General features: G+C 71.8%; 21 protein-coding genes and 1 pseudogene. 18 read left to right on the forward strand and 4 right to left on the reverse strand.

Features of this window, described 5'->3' with window-relative positions:
- The first annotated feature begins 13 nt into the window (after positions 1-13).
- The 3 genes from RMN57_RS22605 to RMN57_RS22615 all read left to right on the forward strand — a co-directional run bounded on the left by RMN57_RS22605 (position 14) and on the right by RMN57_RS22615 (position 3,132).
- A complete protein-coding gene (locus RMN57_RS22605; protein WP_313765154.1) occupies positions 14-601 on the forward strand; it encodes a hypothetical protein in 588 nt (195 codons plus the stop codon).
- A gap of 277 nt (positions 602-878) precedes the next feature.
- Positions 879-1,574, forward strand: coding sequence for a demethylmenaquinone methyltransferase (locus RMN57_RS22610; protein ID WP_313765155.1), 696 nt, complete (start codon positions 879-881; stop codon positions 1,572-1,574).
- Positions 1,575-1,842: 268 nt separating this feature from the next.
- Positions 1,843-3,132, forward strand: a complete 1,290-nt coding sequence (locus RMN57_RS22615; protein ID WP_313767921.1) for a geranylgeranyl reductase family protein — start codon at positions 1,843-1,845, stop codon at positions 3,130-3,132.
- A gap of 43 nt (positions 3,133-3,175) precedes the next feature.
- Here the strand turns inward: RMN57_RS22615 and RMN57_RS22620 are convergent, their stop codons facing one another.
- The 3 genes from RMN57_RS22620 to RMN57_RS22630 form a co-directional block, all read right to left on the reverse strand.
- Positions 3,176-3,616 (reverse strand): MazG-like family protein, encoded by a 441-nt coding sequence (locus RMN57_RS22620; RefSeq protein ID WP_313765156.1) that lies wholly within the window; start codon positions 3,614-3,616, stop codon positions 3,176-3,178.
- Between the two features lie 61 nt (positions 3,617-3,677).
- Positions 3,678-4,397, reverse strand: a complete 720-nt coding sequence (locus RMN57_RS22625; RefSeq protein WP_313765157.1) for a peptidylprolyl isomerase — start codon at positions 4,395-4,397, stop codon at positions 3,678-3,680.
- A gap of 179 nt (positions 4,398-4,576) precedes the next feature.
- Positions 4,577-5,140, reverse strand: coding sequence for a TetR/AcrR family transcriptional regulator (locus tag RMN57_RS22630; RefSeq protein WP_313765158.1), 564 nt, complete (start codon positions 5,138-5,140; stop codon positions 4,577-4,579).
- Positions 5,141-5,305: 165 nt separating this feature from the next.
- Here RMN57_RS22630 and RMN57_RS22635 point away from each other — a divergent pair, with 165 nt between their 5' ends.
- Both RMN57_RS22635 and RMN57_RS22640 read left to right on the forward strand, forming a co-directional pair.
- Positions 5,306-5,971, forward strand: a complete 666-nt coding sequence (locus RMN57_RS22635) for a CatB-related O-acetyltransferase (RefSeq protein ID WP_313765159.1) — start codon at positions 5,306-5,308, stop codon at positions 5,969-5,971.
- Between the two features lie 211 nt (positions 5,972-6,182).
- On the forward strand, positions 6,183-7,133 hold the full coding sequence (locus tag RMN57_RS22640; protein ID WP_313765160.1) for a DMT family transporter: 951 nt from the start codon (positions 6,183-6,185) through the stop codon (positions 7,131-7,133).
- Positions 7,134-7,158: 25 nt separating this feature from the next.
- Here the strand turns inward: RMN57_RS22640 and RMN57_RS22645 are convergent, their stop codons facing one another.
- Positions 7,159-7,716 (reverse strand): hypothetical protein, encoded by a 558-nt coding sequence (locus RMN57_RS22645; protein ID WP_313765161.1) that lies wholly within the window; start codon positions 7,714-7,716, stop codon positions 7,159-7,161.
- Between the two features lie 190 nt (positions 7,717-7,906).
- Here RMN57_RS22645 and RMN57_RS22650 point away from each other — a divergent pair, with 190 nt between their 5' ends.
- The 13 genes and pseudogenes from RMN57_RS22650 to nuoK all read left to right on the forward strand — a co-directional run bounded on the left by RMN57_RS22650 (position 7,907) and on the right by nuoK (position 21,286).
- Complete coding sequence (locus tag RMN57_RS22650) at positions 7,907-8,983, forward strand: histidine kinase (protein WP_313765162.1); 1,077 nt, start codon at positions 7,907-7,909, stop codon at positions 8,981-8,983.
- Between the two features lie 17 nt (positions 8,984-9,000).
- The gene (locus RMN57_RS22655) at positions 9,001-9,804 is read left to right on the forward strand and encodes a response regulator transcription factor (protein ID WP_313765163.1); all 804 of its coding nucleotides are present in this window, start codon (positions 9,001-9,003) and stop codon (positions 9,802-9,804) included.
- Between the two features lie 433 nt (positions 9,805-10,237).
- Entirely contained in the window at positions 10,238-10,597 is a 360-nt protein-coding gene (locus tag RMN57_RS22660) for an NADH-quinone oxidoreductase subunit A (RefSeq protein ID WP_014137597.1), read from the forward strand.
- Positions 10,598-10,708: 111 nt separating this feature from the next.
- The gene (locus RMN57_RS22665; RefSeq protein ID WP_238951215.1) at positions 10,709-11,263 is read left to right on the forward strand and encodes an NADH-quinone oxidoreductase subunit B family protein; all 555 of its coding nucleotides are present in this window, start codon (positions 10,709-10,711) and stop codon (positions 11,261-11,263) included.
- Positions 11,260-11,973 (forward strand): NADH-quinone oxidoreductase subunit C, encoded by a 714-nt coding sequence (locus RMN57_RS22670; RefSeq protein ID WP_313765164.1) that lies wholly within the window; start codon positions 11,260-11,262, stop codon positions 11,971-11,973. Before RMN57_RS22665 ends, RMN57_RS22670 begins: the two co-directional genes overlap by 4 nt.
- A complete protein-coding gene (locus RMN57_RS22675) occupies positions 11,973-13,319 on the forward strand; it encodes an NADH-quinone oxidoreductase subunit D (RefSeq protein WP_313765165.1) in 1,347 nt (448 codons plus the stop codon). Before RMN57_RS22670 ends, RMN57_RS22675 begins: the two co-directional genes overlap by 1 nt.
- The gene (gene nuoE / locus RMN57_RS22680) at positions 13,316-14,092 is read left to right on the forward strand and encodes an NADH-quinone oxidoreductase subunit NuoE (RefSeq protein ID WP_313765166.1); all 777 of its coding nucleotides are present in this window, start codon (positions 13,316-13,318) and stop codon (positions 14,090-14,092) included. Before RMN57_RS22675 ends, nuoE begins: the two co-directional genes overlap by 4 nt.
- Complete coding sequence (nuoF, locus tag RMN57_RS22685; protein WP_313765167.1) at positions 14,092-15,453, forward strand: NADH-quinone oxidoreductase subunit NuoF; 1,362 nt, start codon at positions 14,092-14,094, stop codon at positions 15,451-15,453. The genes nuoE and nuoF overlap by 1 nt, the downstream gene beginning before the upstream one ends.
- Positions 15,450-17,939 (forward strand): annotated as a pseudogene (locus RMN57_RS22690) (NADH-quinone oxidoreductase subunit G); the annotation flags it as partial. The gene nuoF and the pseudogene RMN57_RS22690, both read left to right, overlap by 4 nt.
- A 155-nt stretch (positions 17,940-18,094) precedes the next feature.
- Positions 18,095-19,423, forward strand: coding sequence for an NADH-quinone oxidoreductase subunit NuoH (gene nuoH / locus RMN57_RS22695; RefSeq protein WP_313765168.1), 1,329 nt, complete (start codon positions 18,095-18,097; stop codon positions 19,421-19,423).
- A 5-nt stretch (positions 19,424-19,428) separates the two neighbouring features.
- Positions 19,429-20,040: an NADH-quinone oxidoreductase subunit NuoI gene (gene nuoI, locus RMN57_RS22700; protein WP_380235576.1), complete on the forward strand. Its 612-nt coding sequence runs from the start codon at positions 19,429-19,431 to the stop codon at positions 20,038-20,040.
- Positions 20,037-20,990, forward strand: a complete 954-nt coding sequence (locus RMN57_RS22705; RefSeq protein ID WP_380235574.1) for an NADH-quinone oxidoreductase subunit J — start codon at positions 20,037-20,039, stop codon at positions 20,988-20,990. Before nuoI ends, RMN57_RS22705 begins: the two co-directional genes overlap by 4 nt.
- A complete protein-coding gene (gene nuoK, locus RMN57_RS22710; RefSeq protein WP_209412994.1) occupies positions 20,987-21,286 on the forward strand; it encodes an NADH-quinone oxidoreductase subunit NuoK in 300 nt (99 codons plus the stop codon). The genes RMN57_RS22705 and nuoK overlap by 4 nt, the downstream gene beginning before the upstream one ends.
- Positions 21,287-21,297: the final 11 nt, after the last annotated feature.

Here is a 21,297-nt window from a genome sequence, read left to right on the forward strand (position 1 = left end):
CAGGACAGGAACCATGCGATCCGCGACCGTCCCCCCGCCGCGCGCTCCGCGGTTGGGCCGTGGCTGGTACCTCACCGCCGTGCTCAGCGCCGTGCTGGCCGTCGGCATGTGCCTGCTCGGTTGGCGTCAGGCCGATCAGGCCGACCGGATCGGCGCCCACCCGGTGAGAGTGGAGGGCGTCGTCACCCAGCTGAACACCGGCGGCGGTTCGTACTCCACCGTCAGCTACCGGGCCTCCGGCCAGCCGCACACCGCCGCCGCGCTGCCGCTGGCGGACGGTACCAAGGTCGGGGACGCGGTCTGCCTGGAGCACGCCGCGGACGATGCGGGCGCGGTCCGGATCTGCGGTGACACCTACCCGCAGCCGGTCGGCGTCGGTCTGGCCCGGTTCAGCGTGCCGGTGGCCGTGATCCTCTTCCTGGCCTGCGTGCTGCGGATCCGCCGCCACCGCAGGGAGGTCGCCGTGCGGGAGGGCGTGGGCAGGTTCGCCAGCACCGTCGCGCTCGCGGCGGGTGCACTGCCCGACGGGATGCCCGCGATAACGCAGGGCAAGCGCTCCCGTCGGAAGCGCCGGAACGGCGGGCGGCGCGGGCTGCACTGAGCGCGCGCCTGTTGGCGCGGGCCTGCTGGGCGCGGGCCTGTTGGGGCCTGTTGGGCCTGGGAGTCCGTTGAGGCCTGCTCGGTGTGGGCCGGCTGAGCGCGGGCCTGGTGGGCGCGGGCCTGGTGGGCGCGGGCCTGTGGGTGTGCGCCTGTGGGGTCGGGTCGGGCCGCGGTTCACGGGCGTCGGGCCGCAGGTGCAGGGGAGCTGCCGGGCCGATCGCGCCCGGCCGGTGTGCCCCCTTGCCCGGGCGGTGCGGGGCAGGGTGAACAATGGGGTGGTGACCCGAGCCTCTCTGGACAAGCAGCCGCACGAAGTCGCCGCCATGTTCGACGACGTCGCGGCAAAGTACGACCGCACCAACGACGTGATCTCCCTCGGCCAGGCCCGCGCCTGGCGCCGGGCGGTGGCCGATGCGGTGGCCGCCGGGCCGGGCGACCTGGTGCTCGACCTCGGAGCCGGGACCGGCACCTCCTCGCTGCCCTTCGTGGAGGCCGGCGCCGACGTCGTCCCGTGCGACTTCTCGGTCGGCATGCTGGCCGAGGGCAAGAGCCGCCACCCCGAGCTGGCGCTCACCGCCGGGGACGCCACCAAGCTACCGTTCGCCGACGGCACCTTCGACTCGGTGACGATCTCCTTCGCGCTGCGCAACGTCCACGAGACCGACACGGCGCTGCGCGAGATGTACCGGGTCACCAAGCCCGGCGGCAAGCTGGTGATCTGCGAGTTCTCGACTCCGACCTGGACGCCGTTCCGGACCGTCTACACCGAGTACCTGATGCGGGCGCTGCCGCCGGTCGCCACCGCGGTCAGCAGCAACCCGGAGGCCTACGTCTACCTCGCCGAGTCGATCCGGTCCTGGCCCGACCAGCCCGCGCTGGCCGCGAAGCTGCAGGAGGCCGGCTGGTCGAAGGTCGCCTGGCGCAACCTCACCGGCGGGATCGTCGCCATGCACCGGGCGTACAAGGTCGGTTAGGGCCCGCCGCTCGGGTCCCGTCGGACTCCCTGCCCGGGGCCGTGTTCGGGGCTGTGCGCGGGGCCGTGCCCGGGGCTGTGCCTGGGGCCGTGCGCGGGCCGTGTGTCGGGCCCCGCTTCGGGCTGCCGGCGGTCCGGTGAGCGGCAAGATGGTGCTGCCGCCCTCGGCTCCGGCTCCGGGGGTGGCAACTAGACTGCCGTGGTCAACGCCTCCGTCCCCCAGCCGCAGCTCCAGGAGAGTGCCCACCGTGTCCGAGACCGCAGCCGATCTGACGAAGCCGGGCAGCCCCGTGGAGAGCACCGCCGATGTCATCGTGGTCGGCGCGGGCCCGGCCGGCTCCACCACGGCGTACTACCTCGCCCAGGCGGGCCTGGACGTCCTGCTGCTGGAGAAGACCTCGTTCCCGCGGGAGAAGGTCTGCGGTGACGGTCTGACGCCGCGCGCCACCAAGCAGCTGGTCGACATGGGCATCGACGTGTCGACCGACAACGGCTGGCTCCACAACAAGGGCCTGAGGATCATCGGCGGCGGTGTTCGGCTGGAGCTGGACTGGCCGGAGCTGTCCGCCTTCCCCGACTACGGTCTGGTGCGCAAGCGGGCCGACTTCGACGAGCTGCTCGCCCGTCAGGCCGAGAAGGCCGGCGCCCGGCTCTACGAGCGGTGCAACGTCGCCGGCCCGGTGCTGGACGACCGGACCGGCCGGATCGTCGGCGTCACCGCCCGACTCGGCGAGGAGAAGCGGGAGGTGACGTTCCGCGCCCCGCTGGTGGTCGCCGCGGACGGCAACTCCACCCGGCTCTCGCTCGCCATGGGCCTGCACCGCCGCGAGGACCGCCCGATGGGCGTCGCCTACCGGACGTACTTCACCTCGCCGCGCCACGACGACGACTACCTGGAGTCCTGGCTGGAGCTGTGGGACACCCGCGGCAGCCAGCGCAAGCTGCTGCCCGGTTACGGCTGGATCTTCGGCATGGGCGACGGCACCTCCAACGTGGGCCTCGGCATCCTCAACTCCTCGCCGGCCTTCGGTGAGCTGGACTGGCGCGAGGTCCTCAAGGCCTGGTGCGCCAGCATGCCGGAGGAGTGGGGTTACACCCCCGAGAACATGACCGACCCGATCCGCGGCGCCGCCCTGCCGATGGCCTTCAACCGGCAGCCGCACTACACCCGCGGCCTGCTGCTGGTCGGCGACGCGGGCGGCATGGTCAACCCGTTCAACGGCGAGGGCATCGCCTATGCGATGGAATCCGGTCAGATCGCGGCCGGGGTCATCGTCCAGGCCAACGCCCGGGTGACGGAGGCCGGTCGCGAGCGCGCCCTCCAGGCCTACCCGCGCATCCTGAAGGACGTCTACGGCGGCTACTACACGCTCGGCCGCGCCTTCGTGAAGCTCATCGGCAACCCCAAGGTCATGCAGCTCGCCACCCAGCGCGGCCTGACCCACCCCATCCTGATGAAGTTCGTCCTCAAGATGCTCGCCAACCTGACGGACCCGCAGGGCGGCGACGCCATGGACCGCATCATCAACGGCCTCGCGAAGGTCGCGCCGAACGCCTGACGGTAGCCGGAGCGGGCTGGCGGCGCCCGGGCCGCCGGGCCCGTCAGGTTCCGGCCGGCCCGTCAGGTTCCGGCGGTCCGGCCTGGTCGGCCTGGTCGGCCGCTGCGCCCGCTGGGCCCGTCTGGCTAGTGTGGTCGGCCGGGCCCGCCGGGTTCGGCGGCGCGGTACGGCTGGCGGCGGAGCGTTGTTCGACGAAGGCGAGACGGTCGGCGAAGACCCGGGCGGCATCCGGGGTCAGCGTGCGGAGGGCGACCAGGGCCGAGAAGACCACGTCGCAGAGCTCGTGCTGGACGTCCTCCCAGGTGTGGGTGACGCCCTTGCGCGGGTTCTGACCGGTGGCTCCGATCACCGCGGCGCCGACCTCGCCCACCTCCTCGGAGAGCTTGAGGATGCGGAGCATGCGCTCCTCCCCGGGCGAGAGCCGGCTCTCGTCGTCCAGCCAGGCGACCACGTGGTCGACGCTCTCCCAGATCCTGCTGTCCATGTGTGCGGCTCCCGTACGGCTTCGCTGACGCAGACCACCGTACGGGAGCCGGCGTGCGGGCTCAGCGGGAGCTGATCTTCACGTTGCGGATGTTCACCGGGAGCGTGGGGAACCCGTCGCCGGGGTTGTTCTGGTCGTCCTCGCCACCGGCAGCGATCTTCTGCAGGACGTCCAGGCCCGCGGTGACCCGCCCGAACGGGGTGTAGGCGGGGGAGAGCTTGGTGTCCTTCCAGACGAAGAAGAACTGGCTGCCGTTGGTGTTCGGCCCCGCGTTGGCCATGGCCACGGTGCCGGCGGGATAGGTGGCGCCGGTCAGGTTCTCGTCCGGGAAGGAGTAGCCGGGACCGCCGCTGCCGGTCCCGGTCGGGTCGCCGCACTGCAGGACGAAGATCCGCTGCGTGGTGAGGCGGTGGCAGTGGCTGCGGTCGAAGTAGTCGTGCTCGGCCAGGAACCGGAACGAGAACGTGGTGCAGGGCGCCTCGGCGGTCAGCGCCTGGAAGGTGATCGCACCCTGGCTGGTCTTCAGGGTGGCGCTGTACGGCTTGGCCGCCTTCTTCGCGTCGAAGACCGGGATGCCCTTGAAATTGTCGGCCGGCACCGCGGGCGTGTAGCTGCAGGTGGCGGACGTGCCCGCGCCGGTGCCGGTGGCCGACGGCGTCTCCGCGACGGCCGTGCCGGTGCTCGCGACGAGCGGCAGGGTGGTGGCAGCGGCGAGCAATGCCCAGTGCTTGCGCTTCACTTGACGGGCCTTCCGTGGGGTGGTGGACGGCTGGATTGTCATGGCGACATCATCCATGCCCGGGCGTGGATGCGGTAGACGTCCGTGGCGTGCGTTGCGGGGCGGGTGGCGTGATGCGGGCGGAGTGGTGCGTCGCTGGGTGGCGGTGGACGGTGGGCGGGGGGCGGGGGGCGGTGGGCGCCTGGCGCTGGGCGGGGGTGGCGGCTGGTGCGGCGGGGCGGTCAGTCGGCCTCGGGGGCGAACAGTCCGGCTCGGGCGGCGAGGGCGGCGGCGTCCGCGGCGCGCTCCGCAGTGCGGGCGTCGAGCGGCTCACCGCTGACGAACAGGCGGTAGTAGAGCGGTGCGGTCGCCGCTCGGACCACCTCGGCGCCGTCGGTGCCCGCCGGTAGCTCGCCTCGCTCGATCGCGCGCTCGGCGACGGTGGCGGCCTGTCGGTGGCGGGCGGTGAAGAAGGCGCGAAGGGCGGTCGCTCCGGTGTCGGAGCGCTGGGCGGCGGCGATGAGTGCGGTCGGCGTCGGACCCAGGTCGGGATCGGTGAAGACGGCGAAGACCTCGCGGGTGATCAGGCGGAGGTCGCCGGCCAGGTCGCCGGTGTCGGGGAGTGGCCATGGCTGGTCGGCGGAGGCGGTCAGTGCCTCCGCGACCAGGCCGTCGACTCCGCCCCAGCGGCGGTACAGGGTGGCCTTGTGGACGCCGGAGCGGGCGGCGACGGCGTCGACCGTCAGTCCGTCGTACCCCTTTTCGGTGACTTCGGCGAGCGTGGCGGTGACGACCTCCGTGCGCACGCGGGCACTGCGCCCGCCGGGGCGGGGGGAAGGGGTTCGGGATTCCTCGCTCAAAGTCGACTCCAGTCGCGTTAAGGCTTGCCGTGTCGGCCCCGCCGTGTCATTCTCATCTTAATGCGACTCGCGTCGCGTTTCGCATCTCATCCTGATCGCCCGAGGAGTTCCATGACCGCTGCCGCCATCCCCGACCCCACCGTCCTCCACCCCCTCGCCGGCCACGACCGCGTCGTCCTGCTGCGTCCGCTGGTCACCGATCCGCGCATCCAGGTCGGCGAGTACACCTACTTCGACGACCCGGACGGTGCCACCCGCTTCGAGGAGCGCAACGTCCTCTACGCCTACGGCCCCGAGCGGTTGGTGATCGGCAAGTACTGCGCCCTCGCCACCGGGACCCGCTTCCTGATGGCCGGCGCCGCCCACCCGACCGTCGGGGTGTCCACCTTCCCGTTCACCATGTTCGGCGGTACCTGGACCGACCGGACCCTGGACATCGTCACCGGCCTCCCCACCAGGGGTGACACCGTCGTCGGCAATGACGTCTGGATCGGGTACGGCGCCACCGTGCTGCCCGGGGTGCGGATCGGGGACGGGGCGATCATCGCGGCCGGTGCCGTGGTCACGGCCGACGTCGAGCCGTACACCGTCGTCGGCGGCAACCCGGCGCGCCCGATCCGCCGCCGCTTCGACGACGCCGACATCGACCGGCTGCTGCGCGCGGCCTGGTGGGACTGGCCGGTCGAGCTGGTCACCGAACACGTACGCGCCATCATGTCCGGCACGCCTGCCGACATCGAGGCCATCGCCGCGGCCCACGGGCTGTTGGCTCCGTGACCCCGCCGGACGCCGGTCCGCTGGCGCTCCGGCTCCCTGCTCCGTCGACCGAAAGCCGTTGATCGCGGCGGTGCGGGTGCGCAATGATGGCGGGCCCCTTGGAAGGCCGTTGTGGTGCCCCGCGCCGGGCGGCCCCTGGTGGCCCGAGATCCGTCCGACGTCGTACGGGAGTCTCCTCGTCGGTTCCGTTCGCTCCGGAGGGGTCCTGTTCATGCGCGGTTCGTCGCCCTTCCTTCGTGATCTGCCGGTGTTGCTGGTGGCCGTGGTCTGGGGGTCGAGCTTCCTGGCCGTACAGCAGGTGGCCGAGCCGGGGACGGTGGTGGCGATGCTGGTGCTGCGGTTCGGGCTGGTGCTGCCGCTGCTGGGGGTCGTCGCCTGGCCGGTACTGCGCGGGATGGGCCGGGCCGAGTGGCTGGGCGGTGGGGTCCTGGGGCTGATTCTCGGCGGGGTCTTCCTCCTGGAGACGTACGGTGCGGTGCACACCTCCGCCACCAACGCGGGTCTGATCATCAGCCTCACCATGGTGTTCACTCCTCTCGCGGAGAGCGCCCTCGCGCGGACGCCGTTGCCGCGGGCGTTCCTCGCCGCGGCAGGGCTGGCGGTGGTCGGTGTGGCCCTGCTCACCGGGGACGGCGGGCTGAAGGCCCCGACGGCAGGGGATCTGCTGGTGCTCGGCGCCGCGGTCGTGCGAACCGTGAACGTGCTGGCGATGTCCCGGATGCGGGCGATCGGGGACACCGATCCGCTGGCCCTCACCTGGGTCCAACTCGCCGCCGCGACCACGGTGTTCGCCGTGGTCGCGCCGTTCGTCGGGCCGCTTCCGTGGACGGTGGCCGCCTCGTACGGGCCGGCCCAGTGGGCCTGGCTGCTGCATCTCTCCCTGCTCTGCACGCTGTTCGCCTTCTTCGTGCAGATGTGGGCCGTCCGCACCACCTCGCCCTCGCGGGTCAGCCTGCTGCTCGGCACCGAACCGCTCTGGGCCGCCGTCTTCGGCATCACCCTCGCCGGCAACCGCCTCGGCCCGGTCGGGCTGCTGGGCGGCGCGCTGGTGCTGGTCGCCACCGAGTGGGGCCGCCGCACCGCCGCCCTGCCGCGACCGGGTGGGGCGCGGACGGTGGACGGTGAACGGGCGGTGGACACGGAGCCCGCCGCGACCGGGTGAGGCGCCGGGGGCGTCGGGGCGGCCGTCATCGGCGTCCCAGGGTCCGGCGGGCGTAGGAGAAGGTCACTGCGGCGACCAGGGGGCCCCAGGCGACCAGCGGGAGGTAGCAGAGGGTCATGACCACCCCTGCGAAGCCGTGGGGGGCGTCCGGGCTGCTCATGTTGGCCGCCCAGCCGCCGAAGAGCGCGGCCGCACCGAGCCAGGTCAGGACGGCGGAGCCGACGGCGGCCGGGACGATCGCGGCGAGCGGGCGGACCCTCCGGCCGCCCAGCAGTGGGATCCGGCGCGGCACCACCTCGCCCCACGGCCGGACCAGGCCGAGGGTGAGGAAGGCGAGGAACTCGGCCAGACCGCTCAGCACCAGGACGTAGACGGTGCCCCAGCCCGGATTGTGGCGGTCGAAGGCCGCGGCCGTCCCGCCGCTGAAGCCGACCGGGATGCCCAGCCCCAGGACGATCCGCCACAGCCCGGACGGCACGGTCGTCCAGACGGTGGCCTTGGCGGCGAGCTCGGCCCAGCGCGGTGCGGGGGCGGCGGTGCGGGCCTCGGCCCTGCTCGTGGCGCGGCGCGCGGTCGTGGTCATCACGGTCTGCTCCTCTCCGGACGGCCCCGGTGGCCGCTCCGACGGGACGAGCGTGCCGCCGGGACGGTGGCCCTCGGCAGTGCCGATCGGCAGGTTCTGTGGGGCTCGGAACGGGATGCAGGAATGTGCCGATCGGCAGAGGCGGAGCGAAGCGGCCCTTCGTATGGTTGCCGCACGAAGGGAGGCGGCGATGAGTCAGATGTTGGCGTTGGCGGTCCCGCTGGTGCTGTTGGTCGGGTGGCTGGTGCGGGCCCGGTGCGGGGTGGTGGCCGTGGCCGGGGCGGCCGGATCGGTGTCGGCGGCGGTCACCGTCGTCGTCTGGGCGGCCGGCCGTTGGCCGGAGGAGGACCGGTGGCCGGGCGCGGTCGGCCTGGCCGAACTCGCCTCCCTGCTCCTGCTCCTGGTGCTCACACTCCGCATCGAAAGCGGTCGGCGCTCGGCCGCCGTGGCCTACACGATCGGCGCTGCGGTGGCGCTCTGGCCGTCCCGGTTCGATGCGATCTCGGGGCCCATGTCCTGGCTGACGCTCTTCGGCTTCGGCTCGACCCTGGCGCTGCCGGCGGTGCTGGTCGGGCTCTACCTGAGGGGGATGGACGACGCCCGGCGGCGCTCGGTTGCGGCGGCGCGTCGCGCTCAGCGACTCGAACTCGCCCACGATCTGCATGACTTCGTGGCGCACGACGTCAGTGGCATGGTGGCCCAGGCGCAGGCGGGGATGGTCCTCGCCGCCTCCGATCCGGTCCGGGCGGCGGCCCTGTTCGAGCGGATAGAGGAGGCCGGGCAGCAGGCGCTGACCTCGCTCGACCGTACCGTCCGCCTGCTGCGCAGCGACGAGGCGGACCTGCCCGAGCGCGCCCCGCGGCCGGGCCTGGCCGAGCTCACCTCCCTGACGGAGAGGTTCGCGGAGTCCGGAGGAGCCGCCGTGCGGCTGGACGCCCCGCCGGACCGGGAGGTGCCCCGTGAGGTGGCGGCGACGGCGTACCGGATCGTGGTCGAGGCACTGACCAACGTCCGGCGGCATGCACCCACGGCACGCGTGATCGATGTCCGGGTGCGACGCGAAGGCCGGCGGTTGGAGGTCGTGGTGCGGGACGACGGAGGCGGGCCGCAGCCGCCCGGCCCACGCGTGGGTGAGGCCCTGCGGGGCGGCAGCGGACTGGCCGGGCTGGGGGCCAGGGTCGAGGCGCTGGGCGGGACCCTCTGCTCGGGACGGGAGCGGGCCGGCGGCTGGCAGGTGAAGGCGACGATTCCCTTGGAAGCGCGATGAGCACGGGAGGGGCGGCGATGAGCATCCGGGTTCTGCTCGCCGACGACGACGAGGCGATCCGCAGCGCGTACGGGATCATCCTGGACGCCCAGCCGGACATCGAGGTCGTGGGTGAGGCCGCGGACGGTGTCGCGGCTGTGGAGGCGGCCCACCGGCTCCGGCCGGACGTGATCCTCGCAGACATCCGCATGCCGAGGATGGACGGACTGGAGCTGACGCGGCAGCTGAGTGAGGAGTTCCGGGTGGTTGTCGTGACCACCTTCGACCTGGACGAGTACGTGCACACCGCGATCCGTTCCGGTGCGGCCGGCTTCCTGCTGAAGCGATCGGGGCCGACGCTGCTGGCGGAGGCGGTTCGGGCGGCGGTCGCGGGCGATGCGCTGATCAGCCCGCAGATCACCGTCAGGCTGTTGCGGGAGCTCTCCGGGCGGGCGCTGGGCGAGGGCCCGGAGCTGCAGCAGCGTCTGAATCCGGGCTCGGAGCAGGGCCGCGACCAGAACGAGGACCGACGGCAGGAGCAGAAGCGGTCGTTGCAGGCCGAGCGGAGGAGGGACGGAGGCGACGAGGGGCGTGCCGGACGGAGTCGGCGTGCCGAGCAGAGCCGGATCGGGTGGCCGCGACCGTTGTTCGTCGAGGAGCTCACCGCCCGCGAGACGGAGGTCGCCCAACTGGTTGCCGACGGTGCGACCAACGCTGAGATCGGGTCGCAGCTGTTCATCACCGCCGGGACGGTGAAGAACCACCTCGCCGCTGTCCAGCGCAAGATCGGTGCTCGGAACCGGGTCGGCATCGCGGCCTGGGTCTGGGAGACCGGCGCCTGATCCTCGGGGGCTTGTGAACGAAGGGTCAAGCGAGCGTTCGTCGGCCCGCCACCCCTGCGAGTGAGCCGCTATAACACGTCAACATGACGCCCGGAAATTTGCGCGGAGCAAGGCATAGTTGATATAGGAGTGCGGCCATGACCAGCCGGTTCGCAGATGAATGCGACTGGTTGTGAGCATTTGACTCCTTTGCGTTGACAACTCTGGGCATGTTCACCTTTGCCACCATTCAAGAGGTGGCGTAGATCACAAAGTTCCCCCTGAACTGCGTGTCGCAGATCACAAGCGGACAGGCATAGGATGCGCTCGTTCCAGGCTTTGTGAACTGCCTCACATGAGGTGGATCTCGGGAACTGGAGCACGGGTTCACCGCAGAGTGACCCGTCGGTTCCGATCTGCAGTCAAGGACGACTGGACGGAGGGAGCGGGGGCTATGAATGCCTACGCGCCGATCCTCGTACTCGGTGCCATCGCGGCGGCGTTCGCGGTCGGCTCCGTCGTGATGGCCTCACTGACCGGCCCCAAGCGCTACAACCGGGCCAAGTTGGAGGCGTACGAGTGCGGCATCGAGCCGACCCCGCAGCCCGTGGGCGGCGGTCGGTTCCCGATCAAGTACTACCTGACGGCGATGCTCTTCATCGTCTTCGACATCGAGATCGTCTTCCTCTACCCGTGGGCGGTGAGCTTCGACGCCCTGGGGATCTTCGGGCTGGTCGAGATGCTCCTGTTCATCGCCACCGTCTTCGTCGCGTACGCCTACGTCTGGCGCCGCGGCGGCCTGGAGTGGGACTGAGCGCCGCGCGGCCACCGACCCGCCGCCGACCTGCCGCCGACCTTGTGAACGGGTGGACAAGCCCGAACGGCCGGAGCAACCACAGGACTTGAGGGCATTGAGAGGGATCTGATGGGAATCGAGGAGAAGCTGCCGAGCGGCTTTCTGCTCACCAGCGTGGAGACGGCCGCCGGCTGGGTGCGCAAGGCGTCCGTCTTCCCGGCCACCTTCGGGCTGGCCTGCTGCGCGATCGAGATGATGACCACCGGGGCCGGCCGCTACGACCTGGCCCGGTTCGGCATGGAGGTCTTCCGGGGATCCCCCCGGCAGGCCGATCTGATGATCGTGGCGGGTCGGGTCAGTCAGAAGATGGCCCCGGTGCTGCGCCAGGTGTACGACCAGATGCCCAATCCGAAGTGGGTCATCTCGATGGGCGTCTGCGCCTCTTCGGGCGGGATGTTCAACAACTACGCGATCGTGCAGGGCGTGGACCACATCGTCCCGGTGGACATCTACCTGCCCGGTTGTCCGCCCCGGCCGGAGATGCTGATGGACGCCATCCTGAAGCTGCACGACAAGATCCAGCACGAGCCGCTGGGCGTGAACCGGCGCCGGGCCGAGGAGCTGGGCGAGGCGCTGGCGCTGAAGGCCACCCCGGTGAGCGAGATGCGGGGGCAGCTGCGATGAACGACCAGGTACCCGAGACCCGCCGCGAGCAGGCGCACCGCGAGATCCCCGTCGAGGTGGTCGGCCGGCGCCAGGGCATGTTCGGCGCCCAGGGCAGCGGCGACACCTCCGGCTTCGGCGGCCTCGCCGCCCCGATCGTCCTGCCGGCGGCCAGCCCGCGCCCCTACGGCGGCTGGTTCGACGAGGTCGCCGACGAGCTGGAGGGCGCCCTGGAGGAGCAGGGGCTCGACCCGGCGGACGTGATCGAGAAGACCGTCGTCGACCGCTCCGAGCTGACCTTCCAGATCGCCCGCGAGCACCTGCTGAAGACCGTCCGCACCCTGCGCGACGACCCGGCGCTCCGCTTCGAGCTCTGCCTCGGCGTGAGCGGCGTGCACTACCCGGGCGACCAGGGGCGCGAGCTGCACGCGGTCTACCACCTGCGCTCGATCACCCACGGCCGGCTGATCCGGCTGGAGGTGACGGCCCCGGACGCCGACCCGCGGATCCCGTCCGTGGTCAGCGTCTACCCGACCAACGACTGGCACGAGCGCGAGGCCTACGACTTCTTCGGCCTGGTCTTCGAGGACCACCCGGCGCTCACCCGGATCATGATGCCGGACGACTGGGTGGGCCACCCGCAGCGCAAGGACTACCCGCTCGGCGGCATCCCCGTCGAGTACAAGGGCGCCCAGATCCCGGCGCCCGACCAGCGGAGGTCGTACAGCTGATGAGTACTCAGCACTTCGAAGAGGCAGCGGCGGAACAGGCGCAGGCCCGCGAAACCACCGAAGGCCGGGTCTTCACCGTCACCGGCGGCGACTGGGGCGAGGTGGTCGAGGCCATCGGCCGGGCCGACGACGAGCGCATCATCGTCAACATGGGCCCCCAGCACCCGTCCACCCACGGCGTGCTGCGGCTGATCCTGGAGATCGACGGCGAGACGGTGAAGGGGGCCCGCTGCGGCATCGGCTACCTCCACACCGGCATCGAGAAGAACATGGAGTTCCGCAACTGGGTCCAGGGCACCACCTTCGTGACCCGCATGGACTACGTGGCTCCACTGTTCAACGAGGCCGCCTACTGCCTGGCGGTCGAGAAGCTGCTCGGCATCACCGACGACATCCCGGAGCGGGCCAACGTCATCCGGGTCCTGATGATGGAGCTCAACCGGATCTCCTCGCACCTGGTCTGCATGGCCACCGGCGGGATGGAGATCGGCTCGACCACCCTGATGGTCTACGGGTTCCGCGACCGCGAGCTCATCCTGGACATCTTCGAGCTGGTCACCGGCCTGCGGATGAACCACGCGTACATCCGCCCCGGTGGTCTCGCCCAGGACCTCCCGCCCGGCGCCGTCGACCGGATCCGCGAGACGGTCAGGACGCTCCGCTCGCGGATGCACGAGTACGACAAGCTGGCCGCAAGCAACCCGCTGTTCAAGGCCCGCCTGGTCGACGTCGGCTTCCTCGACCTGTCCGGCTGCCTGGCACTGGGCGCCACCGGCCCGGTCCTGCGCGCCACCGGCCTGCCGCACGACCTTCGCAAGTCCGACCCGTACTGCGGCTACGAGGACTACGACTTCGAGGTCGCGATCGCGGACAGCGCCGACTCCTACGGCCGGTTCATGATCCGCCTGGAGGAGATGCGCCAGTCGCTGCGGATCGTCGAGCAGTGCCTGGACCGGCTCCGGCCCGGCCCGGTCATGGTGGCCGACAAGAAGATCGCCTGGCCCGCGCAACTCGCCGTCGGTCCCGACGGCATGGGCAACTCGCTCGACCACATCCGCAAGATCATGGGCACCTCGATGGAGGCCCTGATCCACCACTTCAAGCTGGTCACCGAGGGCTTCCGGGTCCCGGTCGGCCAGGCGTACGCGGCGGTGGAGTCGTCCAAGGGCGAGCTGGGCGTCCACGTGGTCAGCGACGGCGGCACGCGCCCCTACCGGGTCCACTTCCGCGATCCGTCGTTCACCAATCTGCAGACGATGTCGGCGATGTGCGAGGGCGGCCAGGTCGCCGACGTGATCGTCGCGGTGGCCGGGATCGACCCGGTGATGGGAGGCGTGGACCGGTGACAGACGTCCAGTTGGGGATGCCGGCGCTGCCGGCCAAGCCGTACCCCGAGGAGGTGCGCGCCCGGCTCGCCGCCGACGCCGCCGAGCTGATCGGCCGCTACCCGGAGGCCCGGTCCGCGCTGCTGCCGCTGCTGCACCTGGTGCAGTCCGAGGAGGGCTTCGTCAGCCCGTCCGGCATCCGCTTCTGCGCCGAGCAGTTGGACCTCACCACCGCCGAGGTCACCGCGGTCGCGACCTTCTACACCATGTACCGCCGCCGGCCCGCCGGGAAGTACCACGTCGGGGTCTGCACCAACACCCTGTGCGCGGTGCTCGGCGGCGACCAGATCTTCGACGAGCTCCAGCAGCACCTCGGGATCCGCAACAACGAGACCACCGAGGACGGGGAGATCTCGATCGAGCACATCGAGTGCAACGCGGCCTGCGACTACGCCCCCGTGGTGATGGTCAACTGGGAGTTCTTCGACGACCAGACCCCGGAGAGCGCCAAGCGGCTGGTCGACGACCTGCGGGCGGGCCGGCAGGTCCACCCCACCCGGGGCGCCCGGCTCTGCAGCTTCAAGGAGTCCGCCCGCATCCTGGCCGGCTTCCCCGACGAGCGCCCGGGCGTCGTCGACGAGTCCGGCGCCGGCGGTGCGCCCTCGCTGGCCGGCCTGCGCCTGGCCCGGGGCGAGGCCCTGCCCGGAACCGGCGGCACCAGGGTCGTCTCCCCCCGCCACGAGGGGCTCGGCCCCGAGGGCACCGGAACCGGCCACGAAGGGACCGAAGCGTGATGACCTCCGCCGAGCCGGCCGAGAAGCTGCTCACCCCCGTGCTCTCCGCCCCCTGGGACGACACCCGTCCCTGGACGCTCGACACCTACCGCCGCCACGCCGGGTACGAGGGCCTCCGAGCGGCCCTGGCCATGCCCCCGGACGACGTGATCGCCCTGGTCAAGGACGCCGGTCTGCGCGGCCGCGGCGGCGCCGGCTTCCCCACCGGCATGAAGTGGCAGTTCATCCCGCAGAACGACGGCAAGCCGCACTACCTGGTGGTCAACGCGGACGAGTCCGAGCCGGGCACCTGCAAAGACATCCCGCTGTTGTTCGCCAACCCGCACGTGCTGATCGAGGGCATGATCATCGCGTCCTACGCGATCCGCTGCGACCACGCCTTCATCTACCTGCGCGGCGAGGTAGTCCCGGTGCTGCGCCGCCTGCACGCGGCCGTGGCCGAGGCGTACGGGGCCGGACTGCTGGGCCGCGACATCCTCGGCTCCGGCGTCGACCTCGACATCACCGTGCACGCCGGGGCCGGCGCCTACATCTGCGGCGAGGAGACGGCCCTGCTGGACTCGCTGGAGGGGCGCCGCGGCCAGCCCCGGCTGCGCCCGCCGTTCCCGGCCATCGCCGGCCTCTACGCCTGCCCGACCGTGGTCAACAACGTCGAGTCGATCGCCTCGGTACCGCCGATCCTGGCCCGCGGCAAGGAGTGGTTCAAGAGCCTGGGCACCGAGAAGTCGCCCGGCTTCACGCTCTACTCGCTCTCCGGCCACGTCACCAACCCCGGCCAGTACGAGGCCCCGCTCGGCATCACGCTGCGCCAGCTGCTGGACATCAGCGGCGGCATCCGGCCCGGCCACCGGCTCAAGTTCTGGACCCCGGGCGGCTCGTCCACCCCGATGTTCACCGACGAGCACCTCGACGTCCCGCTCGACTACGAGGGCGTCGGCGCGGCCGGCTCGATGCTCGGGACCAAGGCCCTCCAGATCTTCGACGAGACCACCTGCGTGGTCCGGGCCGTCACCCGCTGGACCGAGTTCTACGCCCACGAGTCCTGCGGCAAGTGCACCCCGTGCCGTGAGGGCACCTACTGGCTGGTCCAGCTGCTCAAGCGGATCGAGGCCGGCGAAGGCGTCGACGGCGACCTGGAGAAGCTGCTCGACATCGCCGACAACATCAACGGCAAGTCCTTCTGCGCCCTCGGCGACGGTGCGGCCAGCCCGATCGTCTCCTCGCTCCAGCACTTCCGGGCCGAGTACGAGCAGCACATCGCCGAGCGCCGCTGCCCGCTCGACCCGGCAGCCTCCACCGTCTGGGCCGACGGCCCCCGCCCCGGCCACCAGTCCGCCACCGAAAGGGAGGTGCACGCGTGACGATCACAGAGCCATCCACCTCCAAGGCGGCGGTCGAACTGGTCACGCTCACCATCGACGGCGTCGAAGTGCAGGTCCCCAAGGGGACGCTGGTGATCCGGGCGGCCGAACAGATCGGCACCCAGATCCCGCGCTTCTGCGACCACCCGCTGCTGGACCCGGCCGGCGCCTGCCGGCAGTGCATCGTCGAGATCGAGGGTCAGCGCAAGCCGGTCGCCTCCTGCACCATCCCGGTCGCCGAGGGCATGGTCGTGCGCACCCAGGTCAGCTCGCCGGTGGCCGAGAAGGCCCAGCGCGGCGTGATGGAGCTGCTCCTGATCAACCACCCGCTGGACTGCCCGGTCTGCGACAAGGGCGGCGAGTGCCCGCTGCAGAACCAGGCCATGTCCACCGGCGACGCCGACTCCCGGTTCGAGGGGATGAAGCGCACCTACGAGAAGCCGGTCCCGATCAGCAGCCAGGTGCTGCTGGACCGCGAGCGCTGCGTGCTCTGCGCCCGTTGCACCCGCTTCTCCCAGCAGATCGCCGGGGACCCGTTCATCGACCTGGTCGAGCGCGGCGCCCTCCAGCAGGTCGGCACCGGGCAGGGCGACGACTTCGAGTCCTACTTCTCGGGCAACACCATCCAGATCTGCCCGGTCGGCGCGCTCACCTCCGCGGCTTATCGTTTCCGCTCCCGGCCGTTCGACCTGGTCTCCTCGCCGAGCGTCTGCGAGCACTGCTCCTCCGGCTGCGCCCAGCGCACCGACCACCGCCGCGGCAAGGTGCTGCGCCGGCTGGCGGGGGAGGACCCGGCGGTGAACGAGGAGTGGAACTGCGACAAGGGGCGGTTCGCCTTCCGCTACGCCCAGCAGCGCGACCGGCTCACCACCCCCCTGGTCCGCGACCCCGGCACCGGTGAACTCGTCACCGCCTCCTGGCCGGAGGCGCTCGCCAGGGCGGCCGCGGGCCTGCGCGGCTCCCGCACCGGCGTGTTGACCGGCGGCCGGGTCACCGTCGAGGACGCCTACGCCTACGCCAAGTTCGCCCGGGTGGTGCTCGGCACCAACGACGTGGACTTCCGCTCCCGCCCGCACAGCGGCGAGGAGGCGGACTTCCTGGCCGCCGCCGTCGCCGGCCGCGGGGTCGACCTGGACGGGGCGGGCGTCGCCTACCAGGACCTCGAAGCGGCGCCGGCCGTCCTGCTGGCGGGCCTGGAGCCCGAGGAGGAGTCGCCGATCGTCTTCCTGCGGCTGCGCAAGGCCGCCCGCGCCCACGGCCTCAAGGTCTTCTCGATCGCCGCGTTCGGCTCCCGGGGCCTGACCAAGCTGCGCGGCGCGCTGCTGCCCGCCGCCCCGGGCACCGAGCCCGAGTGGCTGGCCGCCCTGGCCGCCGACGAGCCGCTGAACGACGACGCCGGCCGCGCCGCCGAGCTGTTGCGCAGCCCCGGCGCCGTGATCCTGGCCGGCGAGCGGCTGGCCACCGTCCCCGGCGCGCTCACCGCGGCGCTGCGCCTGGCGCACGCGACCGGTGCCCGGCTCGCCTGGATCCCCCGCCGGGCCGGCGAGCGCGGCGCCGTCGAGGCCGGCGCGCTCCCGGGGCTGCTGCCGGGCGGCCGTCCGGTCGCGGCTCCGGCCGCCCGGGCCGAGGCCGCCGCCTCCTGGGGCGTGGCCGAGCTCCCGGCGCGGCTGGGCCGGGACACCGACCAGATCCTGGCCGCGGCCGCCTCCGGCGACCTGGACGCCCTGCTGGTCGGCGGCGTCGACCCGGACGACCTCCCGGACCCGGAGCTCGCCGACGAGGCCCTGGCCGCCGTGCCGTTCGTGGTCTCGCTGGAGCTGCGCCCGTCCGCGGTCACCGCGCACGCCGACGTGGTGCTGCCGGTCGCCGCGGTGGCCGAGAAGTCCGGCACCTTCCTGGACTGGGAGGGTCGGGTACGGATGTTCGAGGCCGCGCTCAAGCCGGACCAGCTGATGAGCCGCCACCTCCACCCGGACGTCCGGGTGCTGAACATGCTGGCGGACGCGATGGGCCACCGGCTCGGCCTGCCCGACGTCCGGGCGGCCCGACTGGAGCTGGACCGCTTCGCCCCGTGGGCCGGCGACCGGGTCACCGACCCGGCCGCGCACCCCGGGCTGCTGCCCCGGCCGGCCACCGGCCAGGCGGTGCTCGCCGGCTGGCGCCAGCTGCTGGACAACGGCACGCTCCAGCAGGGCGATCCGCACCTGGCGGGTACCCGGCACCGGGCCGTCGCCCGGATCTCGCCGGCGACGGCCGAGGAGATCGGCGTGGCCGAGGGGCCCACGGCGGGGCTCCGGGTGACCGGCCCGGCCGGCTCGCTGACCCTCCCGCTGGAGATCACCAAGGACCTCCCGGACCGCACGGTCTGGATCCCGCTCAACTCCACCCCCGGCGGCGCCCACCGCACCCTCGGCACCACGGTCGGCCACCTGGTCACCGTGGCGCCCGAAGCCGTCGCCGCCGGGTCCGTCGAGCCCGGCGAGTCCGGCGAGGCCGCAGGGTCCGCACCCGACGCGCCACCCGGCCACGCCGCCGAGGCGACCACCGTCGCCGCAGCCACCACAGCCGCAGCCGACACCGCGTCCACCGCCGAGGCGGCCGGCACCACCGACCAGTCCGCCACCACCCCGGAGGAGGAGCAGTGAACCTCGCCGCGTACGAGACCCTGGGCTTCTTCGGCCGTGACCCCTGGTGGCTGGTGCTGCTCAAGGCCGTCTTCTGCTTCGCCTTCCTGGTCGGCACGGTCCTGGTCGCGATCGTCTGGGAGCGCAAGGTCGTCGCCTGGATGCAGCTGCGGATCGGCCCCAACCGGCACGGCCCCTGGGGCCTGCTGCAGTCCCTCGCGGACGGCGTGAAGCTGGCGCTCAAGGAAGACCTGGTGGTCAAGGGCGCCGACAAGGCGGTCTACATCCTGGCCCCGATCGTCTGCGCGATCCCCGCGTTCATGGCCATCGCGGTGATCCCGTTCGGCCCGGCCGACAACGAGGTGTCGATCTTCGGCACCCGGACACCGCTCCAGCTGACCGACTTCCCGGTGGCGCTGCTCTACATCCTGGCCACCGCCGCGGTCGGCATCTACGGCATCGTGCTGGCCGGCTGGTCGTCCGGTTCGACCTACCCGCTGCTCGGCGGGCTGCGCTCGTCCGCCCAGATGATCAGCTACGAGATCGCGATGGGCCTGTCCTTCGCGGCGGTGTTCATCTACTCGGGTTCGATGTCCACCTCGGAGATCGTCGCCTCGCAACAGCCGACCTGGTTCGCGGTGCTGCTACCGGTGTCGTTCATCGTCTACGTCGTCGCGATGGTCGGGGAGACCAACCGGGCCCCGTTCGACCTCCCGGAGGCCGAGGGCGAGCTGGTCGGCGGCTTCAACACCGAGTACTCCTCGCTGAAGTTCGCGATGTTCATGCTGGCCGAGTACGTCAACATGGTCACCGTCTCCGCGGTCGTCTCGACGCTCTTCCTGGGCGGTTGGCGGGCGCCCTGGCCGATCTCGGCCTTCTGGGAGGGCGCGAACCACGGCTGGTGGCCGATGCTCTGGATCATCCTCAAGATCCAGGTGGTGCTCTTCTTCTTCATCTGGCTGCGCGGCACGCTGCCCCGGCTCCGCTACGACCAGTTCATGAAGCTGGGCTGGAAGGTGCTGATCCCGGTCTCGCTGGTCTGGCTGGTCATGGTGGCCGCCGTCCGGGCGCTGCGCAACGAGGGCTACGACTTCGGCGAGGTGGTGCTGTACGTCGGCGCCCCGGTCGGCGCGATCCTGCTGCTCGCCCTGCTGCGCGACTTCCTCAGGCGCAAGCCCGAGGAGCCGACCGAGCCGCCGGCCGCCGAGTTCGACCCGATGGCCGGCGGGTACCCGGTGCCCCCGCTGCCCGGCCAGGAGCTCCCGCCGGTCCCGCGCCGGCGCAGCCGAGCTCCGAAGCAACTCCAGGACGCCCTCAACGGGGCCGACCATTCCGAAGGGAGCTGACCGCGATGTCGTCCGACCAGAACGGCAGCGGCGACCGGCCGGAGCGGCCCGACAGGCCCTCCATCCTCGGGCCCGCCGCGGGTTTCGGCGTGACCTTCAAGGCCATGTTCAAGAAGCGGCTGACCGAGCAGTACCCGGAGGAGAAGAAGCCCACCGCTCCGCGCTTCCACGGCCGCCACCAGCTGAACCGGCACCCCGACGGCCTGGAGAAGTGCGTCGGCTGCGAGCTCTGCGCCTGGGCCTGCCCGGCCGACGCGATCTACGTGGAGGGCGCGGACAACCGGGACGAGGAGCGTTACTCGCCGGGCGAGCGCTACGGCGCGGTGTACCAGATCAACTACGCCCGCTGCATCCTCTGCGGCCTCTGCATCGAGGCCTGTCCGACCCGCGCGCTCACCATGACCAACGAGTACGAGTTGGCCGACTCCTCGCGCAGGGACCTCATCTTCACCAAGGAGCAGCTGCTGGTCGGCCTCTCCGAGGGGATGGTCGACAGCCCGCACGCGATCTTCCCGGGTGCGGACGAGGGCGCGTACTACCGCGGCGAGATCACCGCGGCCGCGCCCGGCACGGTCCAGCAGGAGCGCACCCTGCGGGAGAAGGAGGCGCAGCAGTGACCCCGCTGAACCTGGCCGCCGCCCAGGCGGCCGTCACCGGCGCGACCTCCACCGGCGAGGCCGTCCAGTTCTGGGTGCTCGCGGTGATCGCCGTCGGCGGTGCGCTCGGCATGCTGCTGATGCGGAAGGCCGTGCACAGCGCGCTCTGCCTGGCGGCCACCATGCTCGCCCTGGCGGTCTGTTACATGGCCCAGGGCGCGGTCTTCCTGGGCGTGGTGCAGATCGTCGTCTACACCGGCGCGATCATGATGCTCTTCCTCTTCGTGGTGATGCTGGTCGGTGTCACCACCGCCGACTCGCTGAAGGAGCAGCTGAAGGGCCAGCGGTTCGCCGCGGTGCTCTGCGGTCTCGGCTTCGGCGTCCTGCTGATCGCCGGCATCGCCAACGCCAAGCTGGACACCTTCACCGGCCTGGCCGAGGCCAACGCCGAGGGCAACGTGCAGGGCCTGGCCCGGCTGATCTTCACCAGGTACGTCTGGGCCTTCGAGGTCACCGGTGCGCTGCTGATCACGGCCGCGATCGGCGCCATGGTCCTGACCCACCGCGAGCACGTGAACGCCCCGAAGACCCAGCGCGAGCTGGCCGCCCAGCGGGTCAAGGACAACATCCAGCTCTCGCCGCTGCCCGCGCCCGGCGTCTACGCCCGGCACAACGCGGTGGACATCCCCGCCCTGCTGCCGGACGGCACCGTCGCCGACAGCTCGGTGATGGAGACCCTGCGCGAGCGCGGCCAGGTCCGCGACGTCAGCCAGGAGATGCTGCGGCGGATGGCCGAGCTGGAGGAGACCACCGCCGACTGGCTGGGCCGCCCGCAGTCCGAGCGCCCGCCGGTGGCGGGCCCGCGCAAGCAGGTGGAGGGCGGCGCGGCGCCCGGGCCGCGGGAGCTGGAGCCGGTGGCCCCGAACAACCACGCCGTGCCGAACGGCCAGGACGAGGAGGACGCGGAGTGAATCCGGTCAACTACCTCTATCTCTCCGCCCTGTTGTTCACCATCGGCGCCTCGGGCGTGCTGATCCGGCGCAACGCGATCGTCCTGTTCATGTGCGTGGAGCTGATGCTCAACGCCTCGAACCTGGCGCTGGTCACCTTCTCCCGGCTGCACGGCAACCTGGACGGGCAGATCATCGCGTTCTTCACCATGGTGGTCGCGGCGGCCGAGGTCGTGGTGGGCCTCGCCATCATCGTCTCCATCTTCAGGACCAGGCACTCCGCTTCGGTCGACGACAGCAACCTGATGAAGCTGTAGGCGGAGGGCCT

It is taken from the genome of Kitasatospora sp. CM 4170 (genome assembly GCF_032110285.1).
Lineage (GTDB): Bacteria > Actinomycetota > Actinomycetes > Streptomycetales > Streptomycetaceae > Kitasatospora > Kitasatospora aburaviensis.

Excerpts from the sequence above, each read along its gene's own strand:
- RMN57_RS22605 (WP_313765154.1), top strand. The coding sequence starts at position 14 with ATGCGATCCGCGACCGTCCCCCCGCCGCGCGCTCCGCGGTTGGGCCGT.
- RMN57_RS22620 (WP_313765156.1), bottom strand. The coding sequence starts at position 3,616 with ATGGACAGCAGGATCTGGGAGAGCGTCGACCACGTGGTCGCCTGGCTG.
- RMN57_RS22625 (WP_313765157.1), bottom strand. The coding sequence starts at position 4,397 with ATGACAATCCAGCCGTCCACCACCCCACGGAAGGCCCGTCAAGTGAAG.
- RMN57_RS22635 (WP_313765159.1), top strand. The coding sequence starts at position 5,306 with ATGACCGCTGCCGCCATCCCCGACCCCACCGTCCTCCACCCCCTCGCC.
- RMN57_RS22640 (WP_313765160.1), top strand. The coding sequence starts at position 6,183 with ATGCGCGGTTCGTCGCCCTTCCTTCGTGATCTGCCGGTGTTGCTGGTG.
- RMN57_RS22645 (WP_313765161.1), bottom strand. The coding sequence starts at position 7,716 with ATGACCACGACCGCGCGCCGCGCCACGAGCAGGGCCGAGGCCCGCACC.
- RMN57_RS22650 (WP_313765162.1), top strand. The coding sequence starts at position 7,907 with ATGAGTCAGATGTTGGCGTTGGCGGTCCCGCTGGTGCTGTTGGTCGGG.
- RMN57_RS22655 (WP_313765163.1), top strand. The coding sequence starts at position 9,001 with ATGAGCATCCGGGTTCTGCTCGCCGACGACGACGAGGCGATCCGCAGC.
- RMN57_RS22660 (WP_014137597.1), top strand. The coding sequence starts at position 10,238 with ATGAATGCCTACGCGCCGATCCTCGTACTCGGTGCCATCGCGGCGGCG.
- RMN57_RS22665 (WP_238951215.1), top strand. The coding sequence starts at position 10,709 with ATGGGAATCGAGGAGAAGCTGCCGAGCGGCTTTCTGCTCACCAGCGTG.
- RMN57_RS22670 (WP_313765164.1), top strand. The coding sequence starts at position 11,260 with ATGAACGACCAGGTACCCGAGACCCGCCGCGAGCAGGCGCACCGCGAG.
- RMN57_RS22675 (WP_313765165.1), top strand. The coding sequence starts at position 11,973 with ATGAGTACTCAGCACTTCGAAGAGGCAGCGGCGGAACAGGCGCAGGCC.
- nuoF (WP_313765167.1), top strand. The coding sequence starts at position 14,092 with ATGACCTCCGCCGAGCCGGCCGAGAAGCTGCTCACCCCCGTGCTCTCC.
- nuoI (WP_380235576.1), top strand. The coding sequence starts at position 19,429 with ATGTCGTCCGACCAGAACGGCAGCGGCGACCGGCCGGAGCGGCCCGAC.